The 15,866-nt window shown below is 64.2% G+C and carries 16 protein-coding genes; 8 read left to right on the top strand and 8 right to left on the bottom strand.

Annotation, left to right across the window (positions count from 1 at the left end; translation table 11 throughout):
• Positions 1–139: 139 nt before the first annotated feature.
• Complete coding sequence (locus tag U1R88_RS25670) at positions 140–2,017, top strand: M3 family oligoendopeptidase (RefSeq protein ID WP_322433811.1); 1,878 nt, start codon at positions 140–142, stop codon at positions 2,015–2,017.
• Between the two features lie 21 nt (positions 2,018–2,038).
• Here the strand turns inward: U1R88_RS25670 and U1R88_RS25665 are convergent, their stop codons facing one another.
• Positions 2,039–2,425, bottom strand: a complete 387-nt coding sequence (locus U1R88_RS25665; protein ID WP_322433810.1) for a RidA family protein — start codon at positions 2,423–2,425, stop codon at positions 2,039–2,041.
• A 67-nt stretch (positions 2,426–2,492) separates the two neighbouring features.
• Between U1R88_RS25665 and U1R88_RS25660 the strand changes: the two genes are divergently transcribed.
• The 3 genes from U1R88_RS25660 to U1R88_RS25650 all read left to right on the top strand — a co-directional run bounded on the left by U1R88_RS25660 (position 2,493) and on the right by U1R88_RS25650 (position 4,790).
• Positions 2,493–3,023 carry an Lrp/AsnC family transcriptional regulator gene (locus U1R88_RS25660; protein ID WP_322433809.1) on the top strand — a complete coding sequence of 177 codons (531 nt, stop codon included), beginning with the start codon at positions 2,493–2,495 and terminating at the stop codon, positions 3,021–3,023.
• Positions 3,024–3,104: 81 nt separating this feature from the next.
• Positions 3,105–3,788, top strand: coding sequence for a lysophospholipid acyltransferase family protein (locus tag U1R88_RS25655; protein ID WP_322433808.1), 684 nt, complete (start codon positions 3,105–3,107; stop codon positions 3,786–3,788).
• Positions 3,789–3,926: 138 nt separating this feature from the next.
• On the top strand, positions 3,927–4,790 hold the full coding sequence (locus U1R88_RS25650; RefSeq protein ID WP_322433807.1) for a DMT family transporter: 864 nt from the start codon (positions 3,927–3,929) through the stop codon (positions 4,788–4,790).
• Here U1R88_RS25650 and U1R88_RS25645 read toward each other — a convergent pair.
• On the bottom strand, positions 4,774–5,682 hold the full coding sequence (locus tag U1R88_RS25645) for a DMT family transporter (RefSeq protein ID WP_322433806.1): 909 nt from the start codon (positions 5,680–5,682) through the stop codon (positions 4,774–4,776). The genes U1R88_RS25650 and U1R88_RS25645 overlap by 17 nt on opposite strands.
• A gap of 120 nt (positions 5,683–5,802) precedes the next feature.
• On the opposite strand from U1R88_RS25645, the gene U1R88_RS25640 reads away from it, so the two are divergent.
• Positions 5,803–6,237 carry an Lrp/AsnC family transcriptional regulator gene (locus U1R88_RS25640; protein WP_322433805.1) on the top strand — a complete coding sequence of 145 codons (435 nt, stop codon included), beginning with the start codon at positions 5,803–5,805 and terminating at the stop codon, positions 6,235–6,237.
• Between the two features lie 23 nt (positions 6,238–6,260).
• Here the strand turns inward: U1R88_RS25640 and U1R88_RS25635 are convergent, their stop codons facing one another.
• The 3 genes from U1R88_RS25635 to acnA all read right to left on the bottom strand — a co-directional run bounded on the left by U1R88_RS25635 (position 6,261) and on the right by acnA (position 10,318).
• Entirely contained in the window at positions 6,261–6,533 is a 273-nt protein-coding gene (locus U1R88_RS25635) for a hypothetical protein (protein WP_322433804.1), read from the bottom strand.
• Positions 6,534–6,806: 273 nt separating this feature from the next.
• The gene (locus U1R88_RS25630) at positions 6,807–7,475 is read right to left on the bottom strand and encodes a carbonic anhydrase (RefSeq protein WP_311935778.1); all 669 of its coding nucleotides are present in this window, start codon (positions 7,473–7,475) and stop codon (positions 6,807–6,809) included.
• A gap of 161 nt (positions 7,476–7,636) precedes the next feature.
• On the bottom strand, positions 7,637–10,318 hold the full coding sequence (gene acnA, locus U1R88_RS25625) for an aconitate hydratase AcnA (protein ID WP_322433803.1): 2,682 nt from the start codon (positions 10,316–10,318) through the stop codon (positions 7,637–7,639).
• A 384-nt stretch (positions 10,319–10,702) separates the two neighbouring features.
• Here acnA and U1R88_RS25620 point away from each other — a divergent pair, with 384 nt between their 5' ends.
• Positions 10,703–10,990: a hypothetical protein gene (locus U1R88_RS25620; RefSeq protein WP_322433802.1), complete on the top strand. Its 288-nt coding sequence runs from the start codon at positions 10,703–10,705 to the stop codon at positions 10,988–10,990.
• Positions 10,991–11,030: 40 nt separating this feature from the next.
• On the opposite strand, the gene U1R88_RS25615 is transcribed toward U1R88_RS25620, so the two are convergent.
• Positions 11,031–11,933, bottom strand: coding sequence for a LysR family transcriptional regulator (locus tag U1R88_RS25615; protein WP_322433801.1), 903 nt, complete (start codon positions 11,931–11,933; stop codon positions 11,031–11,033).
• Between the two features lie 112 nt (positions 11,934–12,045).
• Between U1R88_RS25615 and U1R88_RS25610 the strand changes: the two genes are divergently transcribed.
• Both U1R88_RS25610 and U1R88_RS25605 read left to right on the top strand, forming a co-directional pair.
• Entirely contained in the window at positions 12,046–12,768 is a 723-nt protein-coding gene (locus U1R88_RS25610; protein WP_322433800.1) for an SDR family NAD(P)-dependent oxidoreductase, read from the top strand.
• Entirely contained in the window at positions 12,762–13,259 is a 498-nt protein-coding gene (locus U1R88_RS25605) for a RidA family protein (protein WP_322433799.1), read from the top strand. The genes U1R88_RS25610 and U1R88_RS25605 overlap by 7 nt, the downstream gene beginning before the upstream one ends.
• Positions 13,260–13,367: 108 nt before the next feature.
• Here U1R88_RS25605 and U1R88_RS25600 read toward each other — a convergent pair whose 3' ends face one another.
• On the bottom strand, positions 13,368–14,762 hold the full coding sequence (locus tag U1R88_RS25600; RefSeq protein WP_322433798.1) for an amidohydrolase family protein: 1,395 nt from the start codon (positions 14,760–14,762) through the stop codon (positions 13,368–13,370).
• 189 nt (positions 14,763–14,951) lie between these two features.
• Complete coding sequence (locus U1R88_RS25595; RefSeq protein WP_322433797.1) at positions 14,952–15,809, bottom strand: LysR family transcriptional regulator; 858 nt, start codon at positions 15,807–15,809, stop codon at positions 14,952–14,954.
• Positions 15,810–15,866: the final 57 nt, after the last annotated feature.

The following is a 15,866-nucleotide window of genomic DNA, read 5'->3' as shown; positions in this document are numbered from 1 at the left end:
ACCGAGTGTCAGCTTCCGGCTGACGTCTTGTCTGCCGGCGAATGCCTGGTTTTCAAGCTGCGAGCCGGAGGCTGACACGCTGGAATGCCGTTCGAAAGACAACCGCAATCGTAGTGCCAAGCGGTCTCAAGGAGTTTTCATGGCCGGCCAATCTTTTTCCGCATCCTCCGGTTCCTCCGCATCCGAGGCATCCAAGGCTGATTCGCCGGAGACCAGGGCCGACCGAAAGGGCAGCGAACTCGGCCGACTGCCGGAATGGAATCTTGCCGATCTCTACCCGGGCCTCGATTCGCCCGAGATTACCGCCGATCTCGACAGAGGCCTGACCGACTGTCTGGCCTTCGAGGAGGCCCATAAGGGCAAGCTCGCCGAGATTCTGGCCGGCAAGGAGGGCGCCCACCGTCTCGCAGCCATCATCAAGACCTATGAGGGCCTCGAGGACAGGCTCGGGCGAATCGCCTCCTTCGCTGGCCTCGTCTATGCCGGCGACACCACGGATCCCGTCCGCGCCAAATTCTATGGCGACGTGCAGGACAAGCTGACCACGGCGTCCTCGCACCTCCTGTTCTTCACGCTGGAGCTCAACCGCATCGACGACACGGCCTTGGCCGAGGCGGTCAAGGACGGGGCGCTCTCTCATTGGAAGCCCTGGCTCGACGATATCCGCATCGAGAAGCCCTACCAGCTCGAGGATCGCGTCGAGCAATTGTTCCACGACAAGTCGGTCACCGGGCGTGGCGCCTGGAACCGCCTGTTCGACGAGACGATCTCGGGCCTGCGCTTCCGGGTGGAGGATAGTCAGGAACTGACGCTGGAGCCGACGCTGAACCTGCTTCAGGACCCCTCCCCGGCCAAGCGCGAGAAAGCCGCTTATGCCCTCGCCCGCACCTTCAAGGACAATCTCAGGCTGTTCACCCTGATCACCAACACGCTGGCCAAGGACAAGGAGATCTCCGACCGCTGGCGCGGCTTCGAGGATGTCGCCGATTCCAGGCATCTGTCGAACCGGGTCGAACGCGAGGTGGTGGACGCCCTGGTCTCGGCGGTGCAGGAAGCCTATCCGCGCCTATCGCATCGCTACTATCGCCTCAAGGCGAAGTGGTTCGGGCTCGACCAGCTCAACCATTGGGATCGCAATGCGCCGCTGCCCAAGGTGGAGAGCACGCCGATCAAGTGGGAAGATGCGCGCGGCACCGTGCTGGAGGCCTATGCCGGCTTCTCGCCGCGCATGGCCGGCATCGCCCAGCGTTTCTTCGACGAGAACTGGATCGACGCGCCCGTCCGTCCGGGCAAGGCCCCTGGCGCCTTCGCCCACCCGACCGTGCCCTCGGCCCATCCCTATGTGCTGCTCAACTACCAGGGCAAGACGCGCGACGTGATGACGCTGGCCCACGAGCTCGGCCACGGCGTCCACCAGGTGCTGGCGGGCCATAACGGTGCCCTGATGGCGCCGACGCCGCTGACCCTGGCCGAAACAGCCTCGGTGTTCGGTGAGATGCTGACTTTCCGCGCCTTGCTGGCGCAGGCCTCAAGCCCGGCACAGAAGAAGGCTATGCTCTCCGCCAAGGTGGAGGACATGATCAACACGGTGGTGCGCCAGATCGCCTTCTATTCCTTCGAGCGCAAGGTACATGTCGAGCGCCGCCAGGGCGAGTTGACCGCCGATCGCCTCGGCGAAATCTGGCTGTCGGTCCAGGAGGAAAGCCTCGGGCCGGCCATCAAGATCGGGCCGGGCTATGAGACCTTCTGGACCTATATCCCGCACTTCATCCATTCGCCGTTCTACGTCTATGCCTATGCTTTCGGCGATTGCCTGGTAAACTCACTCTATGCCGTCTATGAGAAGGCGCATGATGGCTTTGCCGAACGCTATCTCGCGATGCTTGCAGCCGGCGGCACCAAGCACCATTCCGAGTTGCTCGCCCCCTTCGGCCTCGACGCGCGCGATCCCGCCTTCTGGCAGATCGGGCTCAATCTGATCGAGAGCATGACCGTGGAGCTCGAAGGGATGGAGTGAAGCGGGCGGGACCGCAACCCCTTATCCCGCGGCGATCGCCTCCAGCTCCACCAGCCAACCCGGTTCGAGCGTCCCGACCACGATGGCCGTGGTCGGGATGCGGCGGCTGCCGAGAGCCTTGAGCCGCGCCGCCTGATTGGCTTCGACATAAGCTGCGTCGCGCAAATAGCTGGTGACGCGCACCAGATTGTCCACGCCCATGCCGGCCTCGGCGAGGATGCGCCGGATATTGGACCACACACAGTCGAGCTGCTCCGCCAGGCTGGTGGGCGCCCTCCCCGCCGGATCGAGCCCCATGGTGCCGCTGAAGAAAAGCAGGCGCTGAGGCTTCACCACTTCCATAGCATGAACATAGTCTGATGTGGCGGCATAGATACCATTGCTGGGATTTCGTACTATCATCTGCATGTTCCGGCCTCTCGTTTCCACGTCAACCTGCTCAGAAACATCTTCGCCAGAAAGAGATTTTTGCCGAATGAAATCAAAAACGAAGGATGTTCGGCCCGGCAGCCGGGCTGAGCGCCAACTCGACGATTTCGACCGAAAGATCTTAACCGCCCTGAGCGCCGATGCCCGCCAGACCTATGCCGAAATCGGCCAGAGCGCGGGGCTATCCGCGCCGGCCGTGCATGAACGTGTCAAGCGGCTGCGCGAATCCGGTGTGCTCAAGGGCTCGACGGCCGTTATCGACGCCCAGGCCATCGGCAAGCCCTTCCTGGCCTTCGTGCATGTCGACACAGAGGGCTGGGGCAAGAGCGAGCGCATGATGACGCTGCGCCGTTTCCCCGAGGTGGAGGAAATGCATTCGGTGGCCGGCGATACCGGCGTGGTGATGAAGGTCCGCACCCGAAACGCCCGGGCCATGGAGCATTTCCTCTCCCAGCTTTATGTCCTGCCGGGCGTCAGGGGCACCAAGAGCTATGTGGTGCTCTCCACCTATCTGGAGCGGGCGATCCAGCCCGCCGCCACCGAAGATTGGCCCGACATCCCGCTGCCACAGAGCTAGGTTCGGCATCCCGCGTCAGCCTGCCCGCAATGCCCGCGCAATCCGCCCTCCCTAGGTTGCGCCCGCATTCGGGAGCCGACGATGATCCGCAGGAAGCAATGGGCCGCCAAGGCGGCCGGCTATGGGCTGCACGCCTATATCAGTGGCGTGATGCGTACCACGCGCTTCGCCCCTGAGCCGGGCGAGCTGCCTCCCTGGGAGCGGACGGAGGGTTCCTTCATCGCACTGACCTGGCATGGCCAGCAGATGCTGAGCGTCGCAGCCTTGCGCGGCGCGCCGCGAACCAGCGTGCTGGTCTCGCTGCATTTCGACGGCACGGTGATCGCCACGGCGCTGGCGCGGGCCGGCTACGGCACCATTCGCGGCTCCGGCACCCAGACCCGCGCCAAGATCCGGGGCAAATGCGGCATCTCCGCCTTCCTGGCGATGCGCCAGGCGCTGGAAACCGGCACCAATGTGCTGATGACGGCCGACGTGCCCAAAGTCGCGCGTGTCGCCGGCAAGGGCGCGGTGCAACTGGCCCGTGCCACCGGCCGGCCGATCTTCCTGTTCGCGGCGGTGACCAGCGCCCGCATCGACCTCGACAACTGGGACAAAGCCAGCCTGGTCTTGCCCTTCGGGCGCGGCTGCGTGCTCTGGTCGGAAGCCCTCACCGTAGCCGGCAATGCCGATGCAGCGGAGATCGACGCGGTCAGCCGCCGCATCACGACCGGGCTCGATGACCTGCATGCCGAAGCCCATCGGCGACTACGTTCCGGGACCTGACGGCGCCAATGCGCGTTTTGGCTGGATATTGCCGCGCTTTGGCGTGGCTCTGCGTTCCGAGGAGGCAAGGGCCGCAGCTAAGAGGGACGAAGCCTGAAGGATGTACGTTCCCCTCACGGCCGAACAGCGGATGCAAACATGGCAATTCTTCTCGGCCTGGCGGCCGCCCTGTGCTGGGGCGGCACGGATTTTCTCGGCGGTGCGGCGGCGCGAGCGCTCGGGGTGCGCCGGTCCCTGTTCTTCAGCCAGGCCATCGGCTTTGCCGGCCTGTCGCTGCTGGTCCTGTTCCTGCCCGCCATCCACGGCCATATGGCGTCGGCCCTGCCGGAGGCCTGGCTGTGGGGCCTCGCCGCCGCCCTCTGCAATTTCCTGGGCATGCTGGCCCTGCTGTCGGCCCTGGCCCGCGGCAAAGCCGCCCTGGTGGCGCCCCTCACCGCCACCTATGGCGTGATCACCACCTTGCTCTCGCTGGCGACCGGCGAGGTGTTGGGCTGGTGGGCCCTGGCGGGCCTGGCGCTCTGTTTCATCGGGGTGCCCTGTACGGTCTATGCCCCGGACGACGGCGGGGCCCCGGCGAGTTCGAGGGCTTCGCTGCGCCTGGCGCTGGCGGCGGCCCTGTTCTTCGGCGTCGGCTTCTGGCTGCAAGGGCACCTGGCCCTGCCCGGGCTCGGCACCACCGCGACGCTGTGGCTGCTCTATGCCACCAATTTGGTCTGTCTTGCCGGCATGCTCGCGGCGCGGCCGGCCGAATTCCGGCCACCGCCTTCATCGCTCTGGCTCCTCATCACCGCCATCGGCCTGCTCAGCCTGTGCGGCTTCGGCACGTTGGCCTTGGGGGCGCTTACCGGGGCCGTTGCGGTGGTCACCGTGCTGAGCACGCTGTCCGGTGCCGTCACCGCCGCCCTCGGCGTGGTGCTGCGCGGCGAAAGGCTGTCGCCTCTGCAATGGTTCGGCATCGCCGACGCCCTTCTTGGCGTCCTCCTGCTCAGGATCGGGGGCTAGCCGGTGTCCCCGGCACCGCTGCCTCGTTCCGGCGCAAGGGCGACCAGCCGAGCGTCATGCCGGCGGCCGCGATCAGGATGGCACCGGCGCCGATCATCTGCAGCCAGTCCAGGCGGTGGCCGAAGGCGACGAGGTCGACCAGGATCGCCACCACCGGATAGATGAAGGAGAGCGCGCCGGTGAGGCTGGTCGGCAGCTTCTGGATGGCGCCGTAGAGCAGGATATACATCAGCCCGGTATGGACGATGCCGAGCGTGCCCAGGATGGCCCAGGTCTGTTCGCCGGCGGGTGGATGGGATAGGCTGGCGAGCGGGGCCAGCATCAGGGTGCCCACGATCACCTGGATCAGCGCGATCAGGTGTGGCGGCACGCCCTTGAGCTTCTTGGCGACCAGAGCGGCGATGGCATAGAAGAAGGCGGCGCCGAGCGCCAGGCCGATGCCGACCAGATAATCGGTCCCGGCAGCCCCGCTTTTGGCCTGCACGATGCCGAGCATGCCGGCGAAGGCGAGGCCGAGCCAGAACAGCTTTGAGGCGGTCAGCTTCTCGGCGAAGAACAGCACGCCGAAGCCCACCAGCATGAAGGGCTGGGTGTTGTACACGGCGGTGGCGATCGAGATCGAGGCGCGCGGATAGGCGGCAAACAACATCAGCCAGTTCGCCACGATGGCGATGCCGCCGACCACGGCGAGGCCGATCTGACGCGCTGTGATAACGTCGCGCCTGAAAAGGCCGAGCCCCAGGCAGATCAAGGCGAGCGTGCCCGCCCCGAACAGGCAGCGCCAGAACACCACGTCGATGACGGGCTGGCCGGACAGGATGACGAACCAGCCGATCGTGCCGGATATGATCATGGCCGCTGTCATCTCGGCCGTTCCGCGGAGCTTGTCCATGGCATTCACCTCTCAAAGGAGGCTGAATTCTATTCGGGTGTCGCGCAATTTTACATGGATAGGATAAGGCTAGATATGGCATAATCCTAAATTACGAAGGAAAAATCGCGGATTTTCATCATGCTTGATGAAGTGGACAAGGGCATCGTCGACATCCTGGTCGAGAACGCCCGCATCTCCCTGAAGGAACTGGCGGGCCGGGTGAACCTGTCCTCCCCCTCGACCTCGGAACGTCTCAGGCGCCTGGAGGAGCGCGGCGTGATCCGCGCCTTCACCGTGGACGTCGATCCGCAGGCTCTCGGCTATACGCTGCAAGCGATCGTGCGTATCCGCCCTTTGCCCGGCCAACTGCCCCGGGTGCAGCGGCTGATCGAGGAAATCCCGGAATTCTCAGAATGCGACAAGGTCACGGGCGACGACTGCTTCGTCGCCCGGTTGCATCTGCGCTCGATCGAACAGCTCGACGAGATCCTCGACCGCCTCATCGACAAGGCCGAGACCAACACCGCCATCGTCAAGTCGCAGCCGGTGAAGCGCCGCCTGCCGCCGTTGTGAGGGGGCGCTTCGCCGAGACCAGATCAGCGCAGGAACAACAACGCCCCCATTGCCACCAGCAGCAGCCAGGCGATGCCGTCCCATTCCGTCAGCGAGGAAGATGGCGCCCGGCGACGTGCACTGAATGCGGCCATCGCCTGCAGCACGGCGAACAGGGAGAGCAGTGCGGCGAAGGTCGGGCCAAAGGCCTTCGATCCGCAGGCTGCCAGCAAGGCGGCGAAGAGGACTTCGGCAGCAAAGACGTGAATGGTTACCCTGGAGACGATGTCCAGTTTTCTCGGAACTGAATGCGACATGGTGAAAGTGGTTCTGAAAATGCCTTGTTCTCACGCCGGCCCACGAAAGCATTCGGTCGGACGAGGGAAAGAAAGGACGTCATCCTACCCTGCCGCAATTGTTCGGCGGGCTGACATCGAAGGCATTTTACGAAATGGCAAGTCCATTACACAAATAAATATTGTGTATTATTTCAAGCATGGTGCGTAAGCAGGATATAAGGACACCGGCCCTGCTTTAGGCGGGCGGTGCAATATTCCGGGGTCGCAGGCGTCTCGCCTGCGACGTCCTCCTCAGTCGCAGCGCAGCAGGGAAGGCGGCGTGCCAATGTCGGCAACCACTGCCTCGAAGCGGCGGGTCTCGGGATCGCGCACCAAGAGATGGCCGGAAGCGATGCCGAAATAAGCGCCGTGGAGCTGCAATTCGCCGGCATCGACGCGGCGGCGCACGCTGCCGAAGGTCATCAAATTGGCGAGGCTCTGTTCCACGGCGGCCAAAGCAAGACGGGTGATATAGTCTTCCGACGGCGTCTCGCCGGGATCCTCGAGCGTATCAACCGCGGGGGCTATGATCGACATCCATTTGCCGATGAAGTCGCCGGAGGAGAGCGGCGCCCGCTTCTCCGCGAAGGAGCGGATGCCGCCGCAGCTGGCATGGCCCATGATGACGATATGCTTGACCTTGAGCGCCTCGACCGCGAATTCCAGTGCGGCGCTGGTGCCGTGGAACTGGCCGCCCGCTTCGTAGGGCGGCACGATATTGGCGACGTTGCGCACCACGAACAGCTCGCCCGGCCCGGCATCGAAAATCACTTCGGGCGAGACCCGCGAATCACAGCAGCCGATCACGAGCACTTCAGGGCTCTGCCCCGTGGTTCCCAACGTCTCGTAGCGCTGGCTTTCCCGGGAGAAGCGATCACCGAGGAAGGACTTGTAGCCGGCGATGAGACTGTCTGGGAACATGGGATCTCCTCGGAGCGCGGACACCCTGTCCGCTCTTGAAACGACAACGGTCGAGAAGAGAGCGGGGCGGTGATCTCAAAAGACACCACCACGCATGGATACCAGAAAAGGCGGATACCGCGACATGCAAACATGCCGTTGAGAGGTCCGCCCTCCCGGGATTATGCCGCCAGGTTGCGCAGCACGAACTGCAGGATGCCGCCGTTCTTGAAGTAGTCGAGCTCATCCAGCGTATCGATGCGGCAGAGCAGCGGCACCTTGACCACCTTGCCATCGGCGAAGGTGATCTCGGCCTCGATGGTGGCGCGCGGCTTGATCGTCTCGATACCCTCGATCGTCACCATCTCGTCGCCCTTCAGGCCCAGCGTCTGCCAGGAGGTGCCTTCGGCAAAGGTGAAGGGTACCACGCCCATGCCGACCAGGTTGGAGCGGTGGATACGCTCGAAGCTCTGGGCGATCACGGCGCGCACGCCGAGCAGCTTGGTGCCCTTGGCCGCCCAGTCACGCGAGGAACCGGTGCCGTATTCCTTGCCGGCGAACACGACCAGGGGCACGCCCTCGGCCTTGTAGCGCATGGCGACATCATAGATCGGGGCTTCCACGCCATCGGGATAATGGATGGACAGGCCGCCTTCGATACCCGGCAGCATCTGGTTCTTGATGCGGATATTGGCGAAGGTGCCGCGCATCATCACCTGGTGGTTGCCGCGGCGGGTGCCGTACTGGTTGAAGTCCACCGGGCGGACCTGATGGTCGCGCAGATATTCGCCCGCCGGGCTCGCCGCTTTGATCGAACCGGCCGGGGAGATGTGGTCGGTGGTGATCGAGTCGAGGAAGAGGCCGAGGACACGGGCCTTGTGCACATCCGTCGGCGGCACAGGCGTCTTGGTCATGCCTTCGAAATAAGGCGGGTTCTGCACATAGGTCGAACGCTCATCCCAGGCATAGGTCTGCCCTGCCGGAGCCGAGATCTTCTGCCAGTTCTCGTCGCCCTTGAAGACGTCGGCATATTTGGACTTGAACATCGCCTGGGTGACGTATTCGTCGATCACCGCCTGGATCTCGGCGCCATCGGGCCAGATGTCGGAGAGAAAGACGGGCTTGCCGTCGCTGCCGGTGCCGAGCGGCTCCAGCGTCACGTCGACCTGGAGGGAGCCGGCCAGCGCATAGGCGACCACCAGCGGGGGCGAAGCGAGGTAGTTGGCCTTGACGTCCGGATTGACGCGGCCCTCGAAGTTGCGGTTGCCCGAGAGCACGGCGGCGGCGACGATGTCACCCTTGTTGACGGCTTCCGAGATCGGCTCCGGCAGTGGGCCGGAATTGCCGATGCAGGTGGTGCAGCCGAAGCCGACCAGGTTGAAGCCGAGGGCGTCGAGATCCTTCTGCAGGCCGGACTGGCTGAGATAGGCTTCCACCACCTGCGATCCCGGTGCGAGCGAGGTCTTGACCCAGGGCTTGGACTTCAGGCCCTTGGCCGCCGCCTTGCGGGCGAGCAGGCCGGCCGCGACCAGCACCGAGGGGTTGGAGGTATTGGTGCAGGAGGTGATGGCGGCAATGGTCACCGCGCCATGGCCGATGGCATAGTCGGTGCCGGCAACGGCCTGGGCCTTGCCAGCCTCGCCGGGCTTCTTGAACTCGCCTTCCAGGGCGGCTAGGAAGCCGGCCTTGGCGTCGGAGAGCAGAACGCGGTCCTGCGGGCGCTTGGGGCCTGCGAGCGAGGGCAGCACGGTGGCGAGGTCGAGCTCGAGGATGTCGGTGAACACCGGATCGAAGCTCGCCGAGGTCCGGAACATGCCCTGTTCCTTGGAATAGGCTTCGACAAGAGCGATGCGGTCGGTTTCGCGGCCCGACTTGTCGAGATAGCGCAGCGTCTCGGCATCGACAGGGAAGAAGCCGCAGGTCGCGCCATATTCCGGTGCCATGTTGGCAATGGTGGCCTTGTCTTCCAGCGTCATGGCGTCGAGGCCCTGGCCGAAGAACTCCACGAACTTGCCGACGACGCCCTTCTTGCGCAGCATCTGGGTGACCGTAAGCACCAGGTCGGTGGCGGTGACGCCGGCCGGCAGCTTGCCGGTGAGGCGGAAGCCGATCACTTCGGGGATCAGCATCGAATTGGGCTGGCCGAGCATGGAGGCCTCGGCCTCGATGCCGCCGACGCCCCAGCCGAGCACGCCCAGGCCATTGACCATGGTGGTGTGGCTATCGGTGCCCACCAACGTGTCGGGATAGGCGACGGTGACGCCGTCCTCTTCCTTGGTCCAGACCGTCTGAGCCAGATATTCGAGATTGACCTGGTGGCAGATGCCGGTACCCGGCGGCACCACGCGGAAATTGTCGAAGGCCGACTGGCCCCATTTCAGGAAGCGGTAGCGTTCCTGGTTCTGCTCATATTCGCGGGCAACGTTGTTCTTGAAGGCGTCGTTGTTGCCGAAATAGTCGACAACGACGGAGTGGTCGATGACCAGATCGACCGGCACCAGCGGGTTGATCAGGGTGGGATCGCCACCCAGGGCCTTCATGGCGTCGCGCATGGCGGCGAGATCGACTACGGCCGGCACGCCGGTGAAGTCCTGCATCAGCACGCGGGCGGGGCGGAAGGCGATTTCGCGCTCGGCTTTGCCGCGATTGGTGAGGAAGGCGGCGATGGCTTCGATATCACCCTTGGAAACGCTGCGGCCATCCTCGAAACGCAGGAGGTTCTCGAGCAGGACCTTCATGGAGACCGGCAGGGCGGAAATGCCGGGAAGACCGTTCGCTTCCGCTGCTTTCAAGGAATAATAGGTGTAGGTCTTCGAGCCCACCTGAAGTGTCTTGCGGGCTTTGAAGCTATCGAGAGAGGCCATGGCAGGTTCCCTGAAAAAGGCCGGGGAACGCCCCCAAGCCTATGATACGTCAGCGGAATTCGCGCTCACGAGGCGGTTTGTGCGGCGCGGTATGGTGCGTTTATAGAAGGATTCCAGTCAGGCCGCTACTGCCTATTTGGCGACGTCTGCCATGCCCGGATCGCGGGGTCCGCCACCGGACGGGTAGGAGGCGGCAGCAGCAGAAAAATCGGTCCGATTTTTACTCGTTGTTAAGGCTGTCGACCGATTCCGGGGCAGAACACCGCGTTTCCTCTCTATTTCCGCGGTGTGACCATCGACACGGCACGCTGGCGCCGCAATCGGCATCTACTCCGCCAGCTTCAGCTTTCAGAACGCCGCCGAACGTTTGCTCTTGAGGATATCATGCAGCCATTTGCCCCCTTGCTCGCCAAGCTTCGCACCGAGTTCCGGCATGCCTGGTTCCCGACCCTGCTGATCTGCTCGATGGTGATCCTGCATGACCTGGCCACCGGCATCCAGCATGGCGCCCTGGTGGTGGCATTGCTGATCGCCGCCTTCGTCCTGGCGCGCCCCGCCTTGCTCCGCCAGCGCTCGCCGCTGCAGAGCTGGCGCCACAGCCTGATCTATGCCGGCACCATCCTGGTTGCGACCCTGGTCTCCCTGGGCACGCTCGACTGGCTGAAGCTCTGAAAAACCCCGCCGATGACGATCGGGCGTGCGGTAGCCGGCGTCAGCGCAGCATGATCCAAAGCGGGCTCTTCCAGGCCTTCAGGGCATCCAGGAAGACCTGCAGCTTGGCAGGCAGGAAACGCCGCGTCTGATAGACGGCGTGCACGAAGATCTCGGGCGAAGACCAATCCGGCAGGAGGCGCTCGAGTTCACCGCTCTCGATGCGCTGGTCGCAATAGGTCGAGGGCAAGAGGCCGATGCCGTGGCCCTTGTAGGTGAAGGCGCTCACGGCCTGAAAATCGCGACTAGCGATCGGCCCGGAGACCTGGACCTTCGCTTCTCTGCGACCACTGACCAGGTGCCATTCGGCTTCGTTGTTGCGCCCGTTCATCAGCACACAGCGATGGCGAGCCAGATCCTCCGGCTTGGCCGGCCTGTCACGCCCCTTGAGATAGCCCGGCGTCGCCACGACATAGCGCACGCTCTTGCCGATACGCTGGGCGATGATGCTGGAATCCTGGAGTTCCCCGAAGCGGATGGCCACGTCGACATTCTCGGCGATCAGATCGAGAAAGACATTGGTGACGACGAGATCGACCTGGATGTGCGGATAGGACGTCAGGAAGGACGAGATGAAGTCGTAGAAGGGCTGCTGTCCCATGATCACTGGCACGGAGACCCGAAGCAGGCCCTCCGGCCTTCTTTGCGCCTGGACGAGTACCCGTTCGGCATCCTGGAGTTGGCCGAGCGGTTCGCTGCATTGATGATAATAGGCGCGTCCCTGGGCCGTGAGTGTCAATTTGCGCGTCGTGCGCTGCAACAGCGTCACGCCCAATTGTTCCTCGAGCGCACTCACCTTGCGACTGACGGTGGAGACCGGCATGCCGAGTGCGTGGGCGGCACGACTGAAGCTTTCGAACTGCGCCACCTTTGCAAAAACGGCGATGTCATTGAGATCGGCCATGCGGTATTTTTGCATAAATGGAAAATTGATTCCATATATTTCCATCTAATCAAAAGACGAGTGGCGATGCAGATTCCGTCCACGAGAGCAAACCAACTCGTGGAGAACTCAAATGACAAACAAGGTCGTCATCGTCACCGGCGCATCACAGGGCATCGGTGCAGGCCTCGCCAATACCTTCCTGGATCGTGGCTACGCCGTGGTCGCGACATCGCGGCGGGTTTCCGAGACGGATGAGATCGGTGCCTCCGACAGGCTCGCCCGCGTCGACGGGGACATTGCCGACCCCGCCACGGCAGAACGCGTGGTCGAAACCGCACTCGCCCGCTTCGGGCGGATCGATGCTCTGGTCAACAACGCGGGCATCTTCTTCACCAAGCCGTTCGTCGACTACACGCTGGAGGATTACCGGCGGCTCGCTGCCACCAATGTGGAAGGCTTCCTGCATCTCACCCAGGCGGTAGTGCGCCAGATGCTGGCACAAAAGAGCGGCGGCAGCATCGTCAGCATCACGACGCCCCTGGCCGACCATCCGATCGCCGGCGTCAACGCTTCGGTCGCCATGGCCACCAAAGGCGGCATCGAGGCCCTCTCCAGGAACATCGCCATGGAATATGCGAGGGACGGCATCCGCGTGAACACGGTGGCGCCCGGTGTCGTCGACACGCCGCTCCACAAGGACAGCCCGCGTGACTTCATCAATGGCTTATCACCTATGCTCGGCATTTCGGCTGTCGAGGAAATCGTCGAGGCCGTTCTCTTCCTGACCGAGGCGCCGCGCGTAACCGGGGAGGTGCTGCACGTCGATGGCGGCGCACATCTGGGCAAATGGTAAATCCACGCAACCCTCCCAGCGCAAAAGGGCCCGGCGTGGAACAGAGGCTCAAGGAGTTCAGCATTGCGCTTCCCCCGCCTCCCACGCCGTTCGGCGCCTATGTCGAGGCGGCCAGGGTCGGCCGGCTGCTCTTCCTCAGCGGAATGCTGCCGGTGATCGACCGGAAGCCGCAATTCATCGGACGCCTCGGCGGCGAACTTACCGTCGAGGAGGGCTACCAGGCGGCCGAACTGGCCGTCCGCAGCGCCCTCGCCGCCATCAGGCAGGAACTCGGTTCGCTCGACAAGGTGACCGGCGTCGCCAAACTTGGCGTCTATATCGCCACGCAAGGCGATTTCCGGGAGCATCCGAAAGTTGCCGACGGCGCCTCCGAACTTCTTCTCAAGGTCTTCGGCGCCGACATGCTGTCGGGCCGGGTCGTGCTCGGGGTCGCCAGCCTGCCTCTCGGCCTGCCGGTCGAGGTCGAACTGGTGGTCGAAGTCGCCGATTGAACCGGCTCGCAGCGGAGCGGCGCCCTCAGGTGCCGCTCGCGCCAAAGCTCGCTTGCGCCATGTCGAGAAAGGCCGACAGGAGGCAAGCGAGGTCAAGCATCACAACCATCAGGCATGCCCCACGCTGCCATAGACCATGCGGCCCTGGTGAAAGGTGGCCGTGCGCGCCGGCATGCGGGCCACCGCCTCGGCCGAGCAACTGGCGGGAACCAGAGTGAACCCCGCTTCGTCGCCCACCTTCGGCCAAGCGCGCTTGCCGCTGCCGTCCAGCGGCAGCACGCCGCCGGTAGCGATCGACAGGGCGCGAGAGAGGTGGAACTCGTCCGAGCCGTCATAGAGCTGGGCGTAGAGATTGGCCTTTTCCAGCATGTCGCCGCTGCCGAAGGGCGACCAATGATCGATCACGCTGTCCGTGCCGGTCATCACGAAGACGCCCTTCTCGCTGAGCTGCGGCAGCGGCATCACAAAGCTGCCGATCGGCACCGTCGAGGCGACGGCGATACCCTGCGCGGCAAACCGGGTGGCGAGTTCGGACAGTGCCTGCGGCGAGAGCGTGCTAAGCGCGAAGGCGTGGCTGATGGTGACCTTGCCCTTGAGCGCCGGATTCTTCTCCACCGTATCGACCATGTACTCGATCGCCGCCACGCCGGCAGGGCTGATCTCATGCAGGTGGATGTCCACGCCCTTGCCGGTATCGAGAGCGATCTGGAACATGGCGTCGAGGGATTTTTCCATGGCGCCATCGACATTGGTCGGGTCGAGCCCTCCGACATAGGCGGCACCCATGGTCATCGCCTCGCGCAACAGCCCCTCGACCCTGGAATGCAACAGGCCGTGCTGGGGGAAGGCGACGATCTCGCAGGAGAAGTCCTCGCGGTGGTTCTCCAGCGCCAGCTGCACATGCTCCAGGGCCTTCAAGCCGCTGATCGGGTCGACGTTGCAATGGCCACGCGCCACCGTGCTGCCCTTGGACTGCAACAGGGCGATGAGCCCCTCGGCACGCTGCTGCGAGATGGGCAGCAGCGCGGGCAGCAATGTCTGCTCCCGCGCGATCATGTCCATGATGGTCTTGCCCTGGCGCGGGCGCGGGGCCTGCCAGGGCCCGCCATAAAAGGTCTTGTCGAGATGGATGTGCATGTCCCGCATCGCCGGCAGCATGAGCTGGCCATGTGCTTGGTAGCAGGGCAGGCCGTCTGCCAGCTCGGTGCCGGCCGCATGCAGGGCCGCGATCTTGCCGTCCTCGATCTCCAGCGTGTAGAGCGCGCTGCGGGTGCCGATCACCGTCTCGCCATCATACTCGAAACCTTCCTCGAGCCGCACGTCACGGAGATAATAGTGGCGATCGCCCAGCGTCGTGATGCCGGTTTCATCGGCCGGGCGGCTGGTGCTGGCGGTCGCAGCCACGGCACTGCCGCTGGCCGTCCCCATGACCGCCGGCGGCGTGGTAAGTGTTTCTCTGCGGCCGGGAAACGCCCTGCGGTTCGGTTGCTGGTGGTTTTCCACGGTGGTTTCCTGCCCTCGATCGGTTGCCTGTACTCCCAATTTACGGGAGGGCGGATTTCTATGGCAGCGACATTTGCCAATGCTGATCATTCGATCCGACAATGATGGGGGCTATCCACAGAGCGCGAATGAATAGCCAACTTTTCATGCACAGGGAGGGCGGAGATTTCCACGCCCAAAGACTTTGCCCTAGGCCTGCAGCCCGCAGAAGGTGATCAGCCGCTCCGCCAGGGTAATGACGGCATCGACGGCGCCATCGCGAAAATACAGCGCCAGCTCGAAATCGGTCACCGGCTGCAATCCCTCGGCCTCCCCCAATATGCGATGGCTCGGCAGCCGGCAGCCCGCAGGCAGCAGGGTGATGCCGAGGCCGGCAGCCGACGCCGCCATGAGCGCCCCCAGGCTGGCGCTGCTATAACCGACCCGCCAGCGCCGGCCGAGATCGTCGAGGGCTCGGCACAACTCCTCGCGATAGAGCCCGTTGGGCGGGAACACCGCCAGCGGCACCGGGGCCTGCTCGATGGCCGGATGGGCTAGACTGTCCAGCCATAGCAGGGGTTCGGGCCTGGCGGCGCGCGGCGGCTGGCTGCGCCGTTGCTTGACCAGGATGAGGTCGAGTTCCTCGCGGCCGTAGGCGGCATGCAGATCCGCGCTCAGGCCGCTGGTGACGTCGAGCCGTAGATGCGGGTGCTCCCGGCTGAAGACCGCGAGCAGGTCGGCGGTGGGTACGGTATAATCCTCGGGCATGCCCAGCCGGAGCACGCCATCGCGCCACAGTCCCGTCAGCGCATCATGTGCCTCCTCGTTGAGGGCGATGATGCGCCGGGCATAGCCCAATAGCTTCACCCCCTCCTCGGTGAGCTGCACCTGATGCGAGGAACGTTCGAACAGCGGCTTGCCGAGCATCTCCTCCAGGCGACGGATCTGCTGGCTGACGGTGGACTGCGACAGGGACACGCGTTCCGCCGCACGGGTGAAGCTCATGGTGTCGCACACCGACACGAAGCTGTTCAGCAGCTGCGGATTGAACATCGGATAGCGATTCATGCGCCCACCGCCGGCACCTCTCGGTTCGATCGCCCGACAATAGACCACAGCGGGCTC

Origin of the sequence: Labrys sedimenti (assembly GCF_034424805.1) — a bacterium.
GTDB lineage: Bacteria > Pseudomonadota > Alphaproteobacteria > Rhizobiales > Labraceae > Labrys > Labrys sedimenti.
This window is presented reverse-complemented; position numbering and strand designations above follow the sequence as displayed.